Origin of the sequence: Novipirellula herctigrandis, from assembly GCA_007859835.1 — a bacterium.
Lineage (GTDB): Bacteria > Planctomycetota > Planctomycetia > Pirellulales > Pirellulaceae > Novipirellula_A > Novipirellula_A herctigrandis.
The window spans coordinates 5,883,598-5,899,835 of the sequence record SJPJ01000001.1 but is presented as its reverse complement, the minus strand read 5'-3'; the positions used below and the strand labels follow the sequence as shown (position 1 = coordinate 5,899,835).

Genomic DNA, 16,238 nt, shown 5'->3' with positions numbered 1-16,238 from the left:
AACTCAAGCAAAAGCTTCCCTTAGCATTTCCAGACTTTTGGGAATCGCTGTTTCGTGTGACTCGCTGCCTTCGAATTCAAGCGAGATGTAGCCTCGGTAGTTGACATCGCGAAGGATTTTGGCGACGCGGTCGTAATCGATGTCGAGCGTGTACCATGTGCCACCACCGAAATAAGTCTTCGCTTGGACAAAGACAGCCTCCGGTGCAAGTTGCTTGTACTGTTCGTATTGGTTTTCCAAAAAGTTGCCCGTATCCAGTGTTGCCCGCAACCAAGGCGAGTCGACTTCGCGGATCACCCGCAAGACACCTTCGGCAGTCCGACCAAGCCCCCAATGATTCTCGAGTCCTAGAACGACACCACACTTTTCCGCAGCCGGCAAACACTTTTCAAAAGACTCGCGGACCCAACCAAATCCATCGTCGTCGGTGTAGCCGTCAAGTCTTGGCTCAATCCCTTTGTTCCTCATCAGTTCATCAAAATCGCCCGAAGTTCCCCACCGACCTGTGTTAACGCGAATCGTTGGGATTCCAAGCTTGTACGCCAATTCGATGCACTTGACGGTGTGATCGATGTTCTCTTGGCGTTTGTCTGCATCGGGCGAAACAAAAGATTGATGTGTCGACAATCCGCACAAATCCATACCACGGCGAAATGCACGTTGTTTGATCTGCTGGAGCATTCCATCGGAATCATCTTCCATTTGCACATGCAATATTTCCACAGCATCGAAACCTGTATCCGCTGCTAGGTCGACGCAATCCAAAATCGACAGTTTGCTGTCGTCACGGTATCGCCAATAGGAATAGGTCGAAACCGCAATCGGATTAGGACGCGACGCTACCGATTGCGTTGGAGCCTGGGCGCGAACGACTCGGGGCAAGCCAGCAACGGCTAACGTGGCGACGGTACCTTTTGCTAGTTGACGACGATTGAAACGAGCTGAACTTGTGGACTGGGTTTGTTTGGTTTGACCGTTCATCAAGGATTATATTTTCAAAATTTGGACAATGGATGATTGGCGTCGCGGCTTAGTATAGCGGACAAAAGGCGGGCTCGCGCAAGGCTTTTCAACCGGGGCTTCGCAGCAAAGTGAGTACTGCGAAGTTAGTGCAACGACAACCGATTGGGCTACCGCTGTTAGCAAAAACCATCGAAGATCAAACTGCGGTCGCCGACTGGCCGTCCCGCGTTACTTGACCTCAAGCGTTACTTTTCCCGAAACCTTGTCGGCGAGAATCCAACGACCGCCTTTTCGAGCTGCATCGACTGATTTCCCATCGAGAAGAACGCCAGTGGAACCTTCGGTTGCAGGAAGGCTCACGACCGCATCCATTTGTTCGGGAAGACTTAGACGAAGTTCAAACGAGGACTCGTTTCTCCAGTCGATCTCGATCGCCCCAACCGGTGTTGGGATTTTACCTTTCGCATGTTTCAGCCCGCCGACGCAAGGACGAACCATCGCAGTTTTCCAGCCCGCTACGGCTGGTTGTGCCCCGAGCACGTGACGTGGCAACAGATTCGCCGGTGCGGCTCCCCAAGCATGGTTCCAATCTTGGTTCGGTTTGTACTTCAAGTCCCAAGCTTCCCACGTGATCGTCGTTCCGCTTTGAACCATGTGTTTCCAACTTCGATCGCCGTCATTCTTGATAAGCTCAATCGCTTTGCCCTCGCATCCATTCGCGAATAGTCCGTCAAGTAAATACTGGGCCGCGTATACGGAACACTGCATTCCTTGCTCACAAAGCCACGACGCAACGCCCGCGATTTCATCCTCCGGTACGAGCCCAAACGCCAACGGAATAAAGTTCGCGTGAATGGAATGGTGGTCTGTCTTCACGCCATCGCGATAGAGACCCGATTCTTCGTCAAATAAGGTTTCTTGAAACGCGGCTGTGGCGAGTTCGACACGTGCGTCGAATGCCTTTGCGTCCTCTTCCTTACCGACCGCTCGTGCCATGACCGCCATCCGCTTGATTGCTTCGATGTGAAATGCATTGACGACGGTGTTGATTTCAGTAAAGACGTATCCATCACGCTCGCCTTTGGGCCAATCGACGATGTCATGTTTGTTTCGGTCCATCGCATCGCTAAGAACCAAACCGTTTTTCCCGCTGCGATCGAGCAGCGTTTTCGTTTTGAGCGATTCGTAACGCGCGGCCAACCAGTCGGTGTCCCCTTTGTCCATCCATTCGGCATGAGCCATGAACACCATGTGCGGCGCCCATTCCGTTGGCCACGTTCCGTTTTCCATCAGCCAATCGAATGTATGGGCAGCCATTCGGACATCATCGTCGGTCATGTAATGGCTGAGTTGATTCAAATAGGCGTCGGCTTCGTAAGGAATTCGTTCGCGGTCTCCATCAACGTATACTCCGGCGAACGTGGTCGCTTTGATGCTATATTTGCAAAGATCCCAAACTTGGTTGAGCACCTCGTCCGAACCCTCAAACGAACTTGCATCTTCGTTCCACCCCTTGGCGAATGCAGCTCGGCGGGTGATCGATTCTGGTTTGAATTCTACCGGCCATCCTTCGATTTCCACCCATCGAAATGGCATTACGGGCATCCATGCTTCGGGAGTCAAAACCGCGGGCGGATGCGAGCCGGTTTGCTCGGTATTGCGACGGTTGATCGGAGTAGGCACGACCCATGAACTGCGTTCTCCCGTGCCGCTACGGACCTCGGACTGACCGCAACGGACTGTTCCCGGAGGCTTACGATCGATGCGGCCCTCTTTGAGCTTTTCGCCAAAGCGAACGATCGCGTTGTCGGCACCCGAATCAGGAATTCGCATTGCGACGTTGCCGAAAGCGACTTTACCAAAATCAACGAGCGTCACTGAATCACTGATCTTGGTCACGCTGACCGGCGGTTGATCAACTAGTTCGACGGCCTGTTCCGCGGGAACAAGCGGCAGCTCTTTGATGAACAGATTGCGAAATCGGTAGGTTTGACCCTCTTCGCCGTGGTGTTGGATGCCAATGAAACCCACTTTGTCGGTTTCATCACGAAGGTTAACGGTTTGAACTCCATTGACCTCAATCCTAATTTGATCGCCGATACAAGTGATTTCAAAGCGGTTCCAACCGTTGCGATTGAGTGCATCACGGATCGCAGGCTCTGCGAACGCCGCTTTCGATTCCTTTTCATGACTCAAGAAACGGTCTTCGGATCGCCCCTTTGTGCTCGGCCAAATCCAACGGCGACGGGCTTCATCAAACAAGCCGCCTGACCAACGACGTTCGGACCCATCGCATTCGGCTTGGTATCCGAACACCTTCTTATCGCGATTCGGATCGACATGGCATCGAAACATCACACCCGAGTTTGCTTCCCCATCGGGGAGATGAATCTCGACACTGACTCGAAAGTCACCGTACTTCTTTTCGGTGACCAAGAAAAATTTGTTGTCGGCGGTCAGATGAATCTCGCCATCAACCACTTTCGCGTTGCCATGCGGATAGGGGTTTCGCCATCCCGAGAGGTCTTTGCCGTTGAATAGCGGCATGTAACCACGACTGAGCATCGCCTTGAAGCCGTCGTTTCCATCGGGATCGACCATAGGTTTTAACAGACCTGCGACCGATGGATCGAAGCCTAACGCGTCTTGAGTGGTAACAGGGCCGACGAAGAAGCAGGCGACCATTATGCATGGAAGTGATCGTAAGACCATAAAAGGGGACTCGTGTGAGGAATTGAAGTTTGTCGATGGTATGGATGCTAACATAATGTAGAGTTTGCGGAGTGCCATTGGCCAAACAGCCAATAAAGTCCGGGTTCGGATAGGAGACAGTTGTCAATGAAACGTATCGCCGTAATCACGCCAACCGCTGCTGCTTTGCACTTGTTGAGCGTCCAACTGTGCTTGATGACGATTGCGGGGGGAGTCATTGCGGGCGGAGGTCTTTTGAGTGGCCATGTTACCGCGGACGACGAGCTTCCGCTGAGTCACGTCGGAGACTTGATGGCGACACCTCGAACGGAGCTAATCGAACCGAGACCGGTCCGAGTTCGCGGGACGATATCTTCGGTTGGCAATGGGATTGCGGCGGGGAATCGTAAGCGGCAGGCGGCAAGATCGTTTTGTGTTGAAGAAAACATGGCCGGCATTTGGGTCCGATCTTCCCATGCGATTCGGTTGGGCATCTTTGATGTCGACAAAGATGTACTCGCTCAGTTGGAGTATGGGGTCGATATCGAATTGGAAGGCTTTCTTGAAAAGGGGGGGTTTGCGCCTAACATCACTCCGACGAGAGTCACAGTCCTTGGCAAAAGCGAATTGCCCGAGGCTCCCAAAGCGAGAATGCGAGAATTCTTATCCGGTGCGGACGATATCCGACGCGTGACTGTTGCAGGCGTGGTTCAGAACATTGCGGACGAAAACGAGCTCAACTGGTTGTGTCGTGTCGAGACGGGGGTAGGCCATTTCCTAGTGAGACTTCCCAAGAAAGATCGCTTTACACCGAAGCAATTGTTGGACGCGGAAATTGAAGTCACGGGACTGGCGGGAGCTTCAAGAAACTGGCGAGCTGAATTTGTCTGCCCGCGTTTAGTGATCGATCACGAACAGGACATTCGGGTTCGAAGCGCTGCACCGTCCGATCCCTTTTCGGTCACGAAAGTACCGATCGAGAGTTTTGATGACTACTCGCCCCAGGGGCGTCCGTTGCATCGACGTCGCATCGAAGGCGTTGTCACTTTCTATGATGGGGATAAATCACTCTATATCCAAGACCACAGCACAGGAATTCACGTCCAGCTGAACGAAAATGAGATAGTTGATATCGGTGATCGAGTGGAGGTTTCGGGGTTTACTGACACCACTCGCTACTTGGCCGGGATTCGCGGCGCAGCGTTGCGTCGATTGGGAGTTCGCGAAGATCCAAAGCCGATTCCGATGACCATGACTCAAGTCATTGCGGATCACAAAACCATGCGAGACGACGAGAATGCGTCGACACGAAGTTGCGACGGTTTATTGATTCAACTCAGCGGACGACTCCTTAGTTTTCAACCGGGGGAGTATCCCTATCCCCATCGGCTTGAACTCGATTGCGGCGACTCGATAACATCGGCGTTTCTTTCGGGAGGAACGGGGAAGTTGGTGCCGGGTGTGGAGTTGAGAGTCAGTGGTGTTGCTGACATTGCCTATGCACCGCCTGATGAAACGGCAAACCTGGCAATGCCGACACGAGTGAATCTATTGATGAGGGGAGATTATGACATTGACATCTTAAGTCACCCTTCGTGGTGGACCGTACAGCGATTGTTTGCCGCGATATTGATCGTCACAGCAATAGCGTTGTTCGCCTTTGTTTGGGCATTTACGATGAGGCGAACTTTGGCCAAGCAAACCGATCGACTCGCTCTGGAAATGAGAAACCGTCGCGACGCGGCGATCGAATTTCAAGGGGCCATCAGCGAGCGAACTCGCTTGGCGGCGAACCTGCATGACACACTGCTACAGACCATGGCTGGAATCGCCTACCAATTGGAGGCCTGCGGAATCACTGAAGCTTCGACCGCGGATCCATCCAATGTCCATAGCCGATCGGGTTCACATTTGGAAACGGCTCGTCGAATGGTCCAACGGGGTCAAGACGATCTACGCAATACCGTATGGGCACTCCATTGCCTCCCTCTAGATGCGGGAACCTTTGCCGATTCAGTGAACCAAGTGACGCGAAAAATCGGTACGGAGTACGCTAAGAAAATCACAGTTACCTGCGTGGATGACTTTCCCGACCTCGCTGACTTCATTGCCGGAAACCTGCTGCTGCTGATACAAGAGGCGATTCACAATGCGATCAAATACTCTGGGTCCGATACGATTGAGATTGACTTGGATGTCACGCCCGATGGTGAACGTGTTAGACTAACCGTTCGAGATCACGGGAAAGGGTTCGACGCAAACCATCGTCCCACCTCTCTCGATGGTCACTTCGGGATCGAAGGGATGGAGCAACGCATCGATCGACTCGGCGGAACTTTTGCTATTGAGAGTCAACTAGGCGAGGGGACCGCCGTTCACGCAGAAATTCCTTTGAGAGAATTTGATCCAAAAATTGCTTAGGATGCATCCTGATGGCTGAATCCACTTCGACGGCCCCGCTTCGTTTGCTGCTCGTGGATGACCATGCGGTCATGCGATCAGGGTTGGCGAATATGCTTAACGCGCGTCCCGAATTCGAAGTCGTTGCGGGCGCCGATGATGGGGAATCCGCACTGCGGTTGTATCAAGAGCACTTGCCCGACATCACATTATTGGATGTTGTGATGCCCGGCATGAACGGAATCGAGTGCCTTCGGCAGTTGAAACAGACCTATCCTGACGCGAAGGTCTTGATGCTCAGTTCGTCCGACCTAGACCATGATTTTCATGACGCCATCCAAGCGGGGGCCGGAGGCTTTATCGCAAAGACCGCAAAACCCTCTGAGTTAGTCAAGGCAATCTTGTTAGTTGCGAAAGGAGAGAAGTCGATTGGCGACGAGGTTTCCGCACGCTTAGAAGCCTACGCTCATGCGCTTCAGTTGACGCCGCGTGAATTGGAAGTGCTGCAACTGCTCCGCAAAGGGATGAGCAATCGCGATATCGGATTTCTATTGGAAATTACAGCGCGTACCGCCAAAGCGCACGTCGCAGCGATCATGGTGAAGCTCGAGGCACAAGACCGAGCCGAAGCGGTCGCTCGGGGTTTTGAGCGTGGTCTGTTGCGGCCGTGATTCGTCGGTACTGAAAGGCAACTCTGCGTTGAGAAAAAGTGTCCGCGTCGGAAAAAAGTATCCGGTACATTTGCCAGGAACGAGCCCTTCGAGTGCTTTGCACAAATGGTACCGGACACTCATTTTCCGTTTCCCCCTGACCCTCTTCAGCTCTTTCAAAAAAATTGCCGTCTTACTGGCCAGATGGCCAATAGGGGAATGCACCGGCCCTTCCCTACACTCATAAGGTAGAGATGAAAGCTAGGTTCTCCGCTTTGTTCTCAACTTTCGCCAAACACTCCCTACTCTTTTCCCCTTTCTTCAAGAGTGCACAAATGAATACTTCGTATCGTAGACGAGCTTTCACGCTTGTCGAGCTTCTCGTTGTGATCGCCATTATCGGCGTCTTGGTCGGGCTACTGCTGCCGGCGGTCCAAGCCGCTCGCGAGGCGGCTCGAAGAATGTCATGTAGTAACAATTTCAAGCAAATTGGCCTGGCGGTTCATAACTATCATTCGGCGTACAACCAACTACCTACCCACGGAGCGGGAACGGATGATATCAACGGGCGAGACATGTGGGACAGTCAAGGACACCAGGTTTCGGTCAATCGCCGATTGTCCTTCCTGGTCGGACTGACCCCCTTTATCGAAAACCAAGGTCTGTGGGAGTTAATCAGTAATCCCCTTGCAGTCCGAGCCGATGGAAGCCCCAAAAGCCCTCCGTGGCAAGCAATGGGTCCAGGCGTTTCCCGTATTGATTATGGGCCTTGGGGGCTCGATATCCCGACGTACCGATGCCCAAGCGATCCCGGTCGTGGTCTGCCAGCGATGGGACGGACCAACTATGGCGCTTGTATGGGCGACTCCTCGGTTATGTGTCGTGATCCGTACTTGGATGTAGATGAAATTTCATCAGGAGCGACTGTTCCTTACTCGGCCGAGCGGGTTCAAGCGGAACGGTCAAACAAGTGCCACAGAGGCGTATTCGTCATGTCGCGAAAAATGGCATTCCGAGATTGTCTGGATGGTCTGTCCAATACAATTATGTGTGGTGAGATCACGACTGATCTTGGCGATGGCGACTCTCGTACCGCGCTTCCTCGTGATGGAGCTTATTCAGATCTCGCTGGAAGCGGTCGTAACTTTTGTCGAAAGGATCCCTCTTACGGCGAACAATTCTTGGATCCGTTGCGACCTCAGTTCTGGGTCGCAGCCGCAGCAAACTCCGCGAACCCTACCGAGGCACGAGGCGTTCGATGGCACGATTGCATGCCGCCTTATACTCAAGTTCACACCATTTTGGCGCCAAACGCCGCGATGTGCTCGGGCGGTCGTGCTCATAACGATTCGGTCCTTCCGCCATCGAGTCGTCACCAGGGCGGCGTCCATGTTTTGATGGGCGACGGGGCTGTGAAGTTCGTCACCGATTCGATCGAAGCAGGGAACAAGACTGCACCCCAGGTTGCCTACCACACGGCCAACCCGCCCGCGGGTGCTCCAAGCCCTTACGGACTCTGGGGTAGCTTGGGAACGCGTGCCGCGAAGGAAATCATTGACGAAGAGTTTTAAAGTTTGGTTACCGTAGCCGAACAAAATCATAGGCGATCCGGCACGTTTTCCGGGTCGCCTTTTTTGATCGTAGTGAAATTTGTTTGGTCCTCACTGCGATGTTAGCCCCCAAATTCTATCTCCTCCCTAAACAGGAATTCACCCGTGAAACGGCTTGCCATTGCACTACTTGCTTGCCTTCCTTTTGCAGTCGCCGGATGTTCATCGTCGACTCCATCCAATGTGGCGGCTGATGCGTCACAAGAAGACCTCGACAACTACCAAAAATGGCTAGATCAGGCCGAAGGTGACCTGTCAGGCGATGAAGAGTCGGGCGCGTTTAATGAAAAGAAGAAACGGTAACGCGGTTTAAGTTTGAACCCCTTCGCGGATCAACTTGATCAAGTCATCGGTGTTCATTTTCGCAGCACGATCGGTGCCATCGAGCACGCCAGCAACCAATTCCCGTTTGTCGGCGTGAAGTTGCAGGATTTGCTCTTCGATCGTTCCTTCGGCCACCAATCGGTAAACGGTCACTGGTTTTTGTTGGCCGATCCGATGTGCTCGGTCTGTCGCTTGATCCTCCACGGCGGGATTCCACCAAGGATCGAGATGAATCACATAGTCCGCAGCGGTCAAGTTTAGACCTGTGCCGCCTGCTTTAAGCGAAATCAGGAATAATTCACCCTCACCATTTTGAAAAGCATCCACGCGTCGTTGACGTTCGGCCGCAGGCGTGGAACCGTCAAGGTATTGATACTCGATCCCTTCTTTATCGAGTGCTTCTCGGACCACACTAAGATGTTTCACAAATTGGCTGAATACCAGCGCACGGTGGTCCCCTTCACGCAACTCTTCAACAAGCTCCATGAACAGTTCCAATTTTGCAGAACCCTTATTCCAACTCGCATCCACCAAACGCGGATGACATGCCAATTGACGAAGACGGGTGAGCCAAGCCAAGGTGCGAATTCGTTGTTGGCCCGCTTGCGAATCTTCTGTTGCTTCGCCGCTGAGTTCCGCGATCGCGGCAACGCGAACGTCTTCGTAGCGTTTGCGTTCCGCAGGACTGAGCTCGGCGTGCAACGTAATTTCGGTTCGCGCAGGTAGCTCCTTGAGTACCTTGTCTTTGGTTCGTCGCAAAATGAATGGACGAACCAATCGGGCCAACGATTCACGTTGATCATTGTCCTTGTGTCGTTCGATTGGATCGGCAAAGCGATTGCGAAAACGATCCCACGAGCCCAGTAGGCCGGGACTGAGCGTGCGAAACAGACTCCACAACTCACCGAGATGATTTTCAAGCGGCGTGCCCGATAGGCCGATTCGCCAATCGGCATCGATCAACCGGATCGCTCGGGACGTCTTCGTCTGTGCGTTCTTAATAAATTGAGCTTCGTCCAACACAAGCGTGTTCCAACGGCGTGACGCAAACTTCTTTGCATCACGTTGAACCAATTGGTAACTGACAATCACCAAATCGCCGGGGCCGACCGAATCGATCAATTTTTGTCGATCCGAGTCGCGATACAAATGCGAGGTTAGCGATGGTGAAAACCGCTCCGTTTCCCGCACCCAATTGTCTCCGACGCTGGTCGGCGCAATCACAAGTGCTGGCCCATCGGCTGCTCGGTCCAGCAGCGCACCGAGCGCTTGGACCGTTTTCCCGAGCCCCATGTCATCGGCAAGCACGGCACCGACGCCCCATTTGCTGAGCCTCGCAAGCCAGCGATAGCCTTCAAGTTGATAATCGCGGAGGGTTGCGTCGAGTCCGTCTGGTTTCTTCGGGGACCAACCAGCCAAGGATTCAAGTCGCTTGATCGAATCGTGCCATCGAGCGGTCGCTTCGATTGGCACATCGTCGCTAAGCAACTCTTGCAGTGCCGGGATCGCTGCATCCGCAACTTTCATCGTCTCACGATCATTGACAATCGTGTCGCCGAGTTGTTGCAGTCGTTTCCGGAAGGCTTCGCTGATTTTGGCAAATTCACGGTCGCCTACGCGGACGAGCGAACGGTTTTCACGAACCGCGGCAAGCAAATCGGCGAGTGCCATCTCTTGGCCATCGATGGTGATCGATCCGCTGAGCCCAAACCAATCTCGTTTGTCATCGATTTGCACCCGGAGCGCCGACGGTGTCAACTCACCCCGCACACGGATCGATTGGCCCTCAGGCCAAATCATGCGAGGTGTTTCTTCACCGCCGTCGTAGAGTCTCGACAACAAATCCAATGCGGCTTCGTCGGACTCGGCGACCCATCGATAGGCACCGTCGCTACTGAGTTCAGCAAGCCCGAATGTTTCCCCCACTTCATCGGCGGCTTCCTTTTCTTTGCCAAGATCACGCTCGAGCCGCACGGGACCTTTGTCCGTCAAACAGGGCACGATGGCTGGCGACGAACCGGGCGAGTGAACCTCGCGGAAACGATCTTCGTGAACCACAAGCGCGATATACATCCCGGCTCCCGGCCGAGGGCGAAGCTCGAAAACAAGTTCCGAGTCGACCGGTTCGATAGGCCCCGCAAGCTGTGCAGGCAAATCAACGCGAACGAGCGAATCAACCGCTGCACAGCCAACCGCCAAACGGCCCGCCGATTCGGCATCAAGAACCACTTCGTCCATATCACTGCGAATCAAGAATTGAATAATCCGTGTCGCACGTGAATCTCGTAACGAGCAAATAATCAGCAAGTGCCGTTTCTTGTCCGCCAAAATCACAAGCGGTTCGACGGGACTACTGTGGCCGAGAATGACTTCACATTTTCGAACATCAATATCAAACCCGGAAACATGAACAACCGGACGAAAATGCGTTACCGATGCAGTATGCTCACCCGGCTCGGACGCGTTCTCGTCATCGAGTTGCTTTTCCACCGGATCGAGCGACAAGCTTAGCTCGGCCGAAAACACATTCACGTCGATCGGTTCACCATCCGCCCAGGCAACATTAGGATGACCAACGAGTTGTTGCAGCGCTTGAAATTCCGAATAGTGGTCTTCGTCAAAATTATACGTCCGCGAGGCTACTAATGCCGCGATTTTTCCGTTAATGGGGCAACTAGAAAAGTCGCGTTTCAACAATTCGAAACCACGAACTTCCTTGCCTTTGGTCCATCCTTTTTTGTTCTTCCGAGGTTTTTGTTCGTAAGGCGTAATCGATATCGGCGCGTAATACCGTGACCGCGAAAAACCAATCCGCCATTGCAGCCGCGTTACATCGGCTTCCGACATCGCCGGCGCACGCGACTCGTCAGCGAGTCGCAAGATATTGTCCACCAATTCTCGCCCCGCACCGACGCTATCGACTTCAAGATCGCCGAAAAAATCGAGCACGTCACTGATGCTGCGCCGGCCGAGTTGCTCTTGAAGCCACCACGCGATCGACAATGTATGAGAACACTGATAGTGCGTTTTGAATTGAGGACAAACGCACGATGGGACCGCTTTGAGCGAAACGGTGTTAGGGGAATAGTCGAGATCTTCGTCGTCGACGTCCCTTTCCGCAGCGATATCGATGCCGGCGGAAACCGTGGATTGCCGATTGCCCTTCAATTTGAACTGAAATTGAAGCCGATCCCCTTCACGATTGAGCGTCGGGGAATCGACGGTCAACATGGCTGCTCGCTTGTCGAAGGCTTCATCATGCTCGTCCACCAATCGTTCGACCGCTTCGGCGACGAGCAATCCGAATGCGGCGATGGCGTCGTCGGACATCAAATCCATAATGTGTCTTTCCACTCTTCCGAAAGTATCGTGTTGATCGCATGATAGCCGTTTGGCCTCCCAAGCGACCCGTTTTGCGCCAACGCGACATTCTAACCTGCTTGCCACTAGAAGCTATGGTGTCTTTGCCGATTTCTTTTTGCCGCTACAGTATGAAACACCAGTCGAAGTCTTTTCATTTTTCCATAAACGAACTTTCGGGAGTAATTGATGCCAAAGTTGACCATTCAAGGTGTGGGCGAATTCGAGATTGCACCAGAAAAACGCTTGATCAATGCCCTTGTCGAGGACGCGGGGACGGATCAATTGCATGCATGCGGTGGAAAGTCACGGTGCACGACCTGCCGAGTGAAATTCGTCGACGGCGAACCGGAAAGCATGACCGAAGCGGAAAAGGAAACGCTCAAAGCGAAGGGAGTCGAACAACCTGGGGTGCGACTCAGTTGCCAAATCGTTTGTGATGACGACATGACGGTCGAGCTCGTCAGCCGTCTCGAAGGGAGCGGTCGCAAGGACCAAGGAACGCCCTGTGCCGAGGACATCGAACCGCCGCCATCGTGGACGAAGAAATAGCAAAATCCGCCCAGAGCAACGCGGCAGCGAGCACCAATGGCAAGCAGAAAACCGAAAACGCTGCGATTCCCGTAGGATTTCGTATGGAAATTCCATTTTCACGGGATTCCATTTTCACGGGATTCCATTTTCACGGGATTCCATTTTCACGGGGGACGTCGCTCCGCTGCGTCCCCTGACTTCGTGCTTTGTTCCGAATTAGTTTCGAGTTTTGCGGCAGTGGACAAGTCTACAAGTCCCAAAAATGTTGGCACCACCAGACTCGTCGCCTCGTCTAGGATTCTAAGTTTGATGTCGACTCCAAAGTTGAGTTCAGCCGGGGCTGCCCTGGGCGACGGCGATCCCACGTCAAACACGAAAATGCTCTAGCGTCCTACTGCCGTCCCCTCAAACCAATGGCCTAATGCGCGGTCCATCCAGCAATTTCGATTGCGGTCAATGAATCCAACGTGCCCGCCATGTTTCGATACATAAACTTTCGTTGTCGATGGCCACGACCGAATCGATTTGTCAAAACAATCGACTGGGACCACCGGATCATCCGCAGCGACAAGCACTAACGTTGCAACAGGATTGGTCGCAACGTGGTTCGACGCCGACGCTTCGCGGTAGTAGTCTCTGGCCGTGTCAAAACCACTCAGCGGAGCGGTCAATTGATCGTCGAGATCATACAATGTTCGCGGTCGACGCTTCAAAATCTGCTCTTGAAAATCGGCCCTCTGTTTTACTCGCGGTGGAACCCGTGAAAGCAATTGGCGAATGAAGTAGTAGTTGTAAGGCCACATTCGAATCCGTTGCATGTTCTCACTACAACGCAGTAGGTCGATCGGCGGCGAAACAACCGCCACACGCTGAAGCCGCTCAAACCAATCCGGACGCGAATCGGTCCCTGCACCAATCCGGCCAAGCGAGCCGAGCAGTTGATTTCCACCGAGCGAAACCGCGATCACGCCGAGTCGACTGCGAGGTGTTAATGAAGCAATATAATCCAACGCTGCAACCAAATCGCCGCCACGACCGGCATGTGTCAATTGCTCGGCCAAATCAAACGCGGCTCCGCAACCTCGCATGTCAATTCGGAACACCCTAAAACCTTTGGCCACGAACTGCGATGCTAAACGAATCATATAGGGTGCCGCATGACATCCACATAGCCCGTGCACAAGCAGCAACATGGGATCACCCTCGGACCAAGCCTGGGGGCAATTTTCGTGAAGCACGACCGCGTCGCCATCCGACAAGCTCACCACATGCGGAATCCCCGAAAATTCGTTCTTTTTTTTCGATGCAACAGCCGCCAACGTTTGCAGGTGGCCACCTCGATACAAACGGTGAGGAGCGAACGGCGGTGGTTGAAATGAAATCATTTTCTAAATCGACTCGACCAATTTCGAAACTTCAGTACATTAAGACGTATGCATACCATACGCTCCTTCATCGCCATTCCACTCTCTCCCCAAGTAGCTCACAATGCGACTCGACTCGTGGAGAAATTGTCCCACCCAAATGATGGTATCCGTTGGGTGCCATCTGACAACCTGCATTTAACATTGAAGTTCCTTGGGGACGTGGATAACACCGAAGTCCCAAAGGTCTGCAAGATCATCCGCAACATCACCACCGACTATCCACCGTTCGAACTTGATTTCGCCGGGGTAGGTGGACTTCCCAATCTCGATCGGCCGCGAGTGCTTTGCGTTCATGCGGCCGACCCGACCGGTTCGCTGTGCGAGATCGTTGCCAAGTTGGAAACCGAGTTGGCCGATATCGGCTTTAAACCCGAACCACGTGATTACCGGCCCCACCTAACACTTGGTCGCACCAAGGGCGGTTCTCGACGAGCCAATAGTGACGTGATCGAGCGAATGAAAGAATTCTCGCAGTTGCGATTGGGGACGATGGAAGTCGACACGATCGAATTGATCGCTAGTTTCCTCGAAAAGAAAGGCCCTAGTTACCAAGTGATGGATACGATCGAATTTGAAGAAAACTAATTCCCAATTTCGAACGAAATCGTTGCTTGGCCGTACTTTTTCCCTTCAACATCTTCCATGGTTAGCTGCAACCGATAGGCACCGGGATCTAAGTCTTGAGGAAGGTGCATTTGGTAGGCAATGAAGTAGTCTCGCAAGTAGTTCGCGGAGACTTGTTGATCGGCTGGCAATAATTGGCTCGCGACCTTTTGGTTGTCTGAATTCAATATGTCATAACTACCCTGCAAATGGGTTTGAAATCCGTCGTCGACTTTCTTTGCGACAAAATTCTCGACTTCGCAGTACAAGATCACCTGTTGCGATGGTTTGAAGCGTTTGCTTTCAAATCGTTTCACTTGGCCATACGCCATGATTTCGGTGCAAAACGCAAGTGACCGCACGTCAAGTGAGTCGGTTGCGGCGGCGAGATACTTCGTCGCTTCACGCAGTTGCGGCAGGGCAGAGCTAAACCGGCGACTTTGCACCGGGTGACCATCGGGGTCAACCATCGTCCACAGACCTAACAATTGGTGCCGAAGGTACTCTTGTTCTTTGTCAGTCATCCCTTCGATTCCTTCGACCGCGGCATCAGGATTTCCGGCTAGTACCATTAAGTGACGTGCAGTAATCAATCGCCGCGCACGTTCCGCTTCGGTCTCTCCTTCAACCGCTTTTGAAACTCGTTTCAAAAGCGTTTGATATAGCATTCTGTCTGACAACGATTCGGTGCCCGCATTGATGCTTAACGCAAGATCACTAGCCGACTGCATCGCCGCGTTCTTGACCATCGGTGGTGCAGCTGGCGATTGCGTTGCCGAGACTGTCTTCACCGCTGCAATTTCCGGCTCCCTATCCGAAAAGGTTTCAACGACAATCTCTTCGAGACTCGATCGGGAGACCGGCTTTGGCGTTTCTTCTGCAAAGACGTCTGCGTTTTTGTTTTTGCTGTCAGTTGTTGAAGCGACCTTTGTTTGCGATTCTGCCGCAGGTGTCGCCAACCGGTTCACTGGTTCACTTGCCGGTTCGTTTTTTGCCGGTGGCAGATTGTGTTGGTCCTTGAGCGATTTCGTGATCGCTTCCCCAAGAGGCGATGGTTGGTCGGTTGTTTCTGCATTACGACTAAGCACGGCTACCAATTGACGCAGTGCTTGCTCCTTCACCTCTGATGATGTGCCCGCGAAGGCGTCGACCAACTCATCGTCAGACATCTTTTCTGAAGCATTGGTTTTCGTGTTAGCGTTCTCGATTGGTTTGCGTGTCGTTGTTCGTTTTTGGTTTCGTACCAGAGGCGAATTCTGCGATCCTGGTGAGCGAATCGTTCGACCGGGCTTGTCAGTCTCTTCGGTATGCGAAACTTGCCGCGTTCCCGCCGACTCAGCGTCCTCTTGCTGGCGAACCACTTCGCCATTGCCGAAGACCGAACCGGCACGAGGTTTCGCGGAAGCCAAACGCTGGCGAGGTGTCTCACCTTCATCCGATATTTCCGCACTGTCGTGCTGAGTTACTTGAAACAATTTTCCTGGTTGCCGAGCCGAACGACATCCAAACGCACCGATAACCACGAAAGTCAGGGCAAAGGAGATGGTAAAGGAAATCCATCTCGATGGGCGAGAGAGCATCATTGCCTCGCATATATCCGTAAAACAGTTCAAAAAGGGGAACAACAGACGCCGACCGTACAGAATCGGATCATGCTGTGGCAACGGCAAAGTGAG

Annotated in this window: 11 protein-coding genes; 6 read left to right on the top strand and 5 right to left on the bottom strand. The window is 53.0% G+C overall.

Going from position 1 to position 16,238, the window contains the following annotated elements; translation table 11 throughout:
* Positions 1-3: 3 nt before the first annotated feature.
* Both CA13_RS21655 and CA13_RS21650 read right to left on the bottom strand, forming a co-directional pair.
* Complete coding sequence (locus tag CA13_RS21655) at positions 4-981, bottom strand: sugar phosphate isomerase/epimerase family protein (protein WP_146400182.1); 978 nt, start codon at positions 979-981, stop codon at positions 4-6.
* A 210-nt stretch (positions 982-1,191) separates the two neighbouring features.
* The gene (locus CA13_RS21650) at positions 1,192-3,675 is read right to left on the bottom strand and encodes a family 78 glycoside hydrolase catalytic domain (protein ID WP_473087475.1); all 2,484 of its coding nucleotides are present in this window, start codon (positions 3,673-3,675) and stop codon (positions 1,192-1,194) included.
* Between the two features lie 126 nt (positions 3,676-3,801).
* Between CA13_RS21650 and CA13_RS21645 the strand changes: the two genes are divergently transcribed.
* From CA13_RS21645 to CA13_RS21630, 4 genes are all read left to right on the top strand, one after another.
* On the top strand, positions 3,802-6,075 hold the full coding sequence (locus CA13_RS21645) for a sensor histidine kinase (RefSeq protein WP_146400180.1): 2,274 nt from the start codon (positions 3,802-3,804) through the stop codon (positions 6,073-6,075).
* 11 nt (positions 6,076-6,086) lie between these two features.
* Entirely contained in the window at positions 6,087-6,725 is a 639-nt protein-coding gene (locus CA13_RS21640; protein WP_146400178.1) for a response regulator, read from the top strand.
* Between the two features lie 314 nt (positions 6,726-7,039).
* Positions 7,040-8,275, top strand: a complete 1,236-nt coding sequence (locus tag CA13_RS21635) for a DUF1559 domain-containing protein (RefSeq protein ID WP_146400176.1) — start codon at positions 7,040-7,042, stop codon at positions 8,273-8,275.
* Between the two features lie 144 nt (positions 8,276-8,419).
* Positions 8,420-8,617, top strand: coding sequence for a hypothetical protein (locus tag CA13_RS21630; RefSeq protein ID WP_146400174.1), 198 nt, complete (start codon positions 8,420-8,422; stop codon positions 8,615-8,617).
* 6 nt (positions 8,618-8,623) lie between these two features.
* Here CA13_RS21630 and CA13_RS21625 read toward each other — a convergent pair whose 3' ends face one another.
* A complete protein-coding gene (locus tag CA13_RS21625; protein WP_146400172.1) occupies positions 8,624-11,977 on the bottom strand; it encodes a DEAD/DEAH box helicase in 3,354 nt (1,117 codons plus the stop codon).
* 210 nt (positions 11,978-12,187) lie between these two features.
* On the opposite strand from CA13_RS21625, the gene CA13_RS21620 reads away from it, so the two are divergent.
* On the top strand, positions 12,188-12,550 hold the full coding sequence (locus tag CA13_RS21620; protein ID WP_146400170.1) for a 2Fe-2S iron-sulfur cluster-binding protein: 363 nt from the start codon (positions 12,188-12,190) through the stop codon (positions 12,548-12,550).
* Positions 12,551-12,915: 365 nt separating this feature from the next.
* Here the strand turns inward: CA13_RS21620 and CA13_RS21615 are convergent, their stop codons facing one another.
* Positions 12,916-13,917 (bottom strand): YheT family hydrolase, encoded by a 1,002-nt coding sequence (locus CA13_RS21615; RefSeq protein ID WP_146400168.1) that lies wholly within the window; start codon positions 13,915-13,917, stop codon positions 12,916-12,918.
* 48 nt (positions 13,918-13,965) lie between these two features.
* On the opposite strand from CA13_RS21615, the gene thpR reads away from it, so the two are divergent.
* Positions 13,966-14,544, top strand: a complete 579-nt coding sequence (gene thpR, locus CA13_RS21610) for an RNA 2',3'-cyclic phosphodiesterase (RefSeq protein ID WP_146400166.1) — start codon at positions 13,966-13,968, stop codon at positions 14,542-14,544.
* On the opposite strand, the gene CA13_RS21605 is transcribed toward thpR, so the two are convergent.
* On the bottom strand, positions 14,541-16,145 hold the full coding sequence (locus CA13_RS21605) for a hypothetical protein (RefSeq protein WP_146400164.1): 1,605 nt from the start codon (positions 16,143-16,145) through the stop codon (positions 14,541-14,543). The two genes, thpR and CA13_RS21605, sit on opposite strands and share 4 nt — an antisense overlap.
* Positions 16,146-16,238 lie beyond the last annotated feature (93 nt).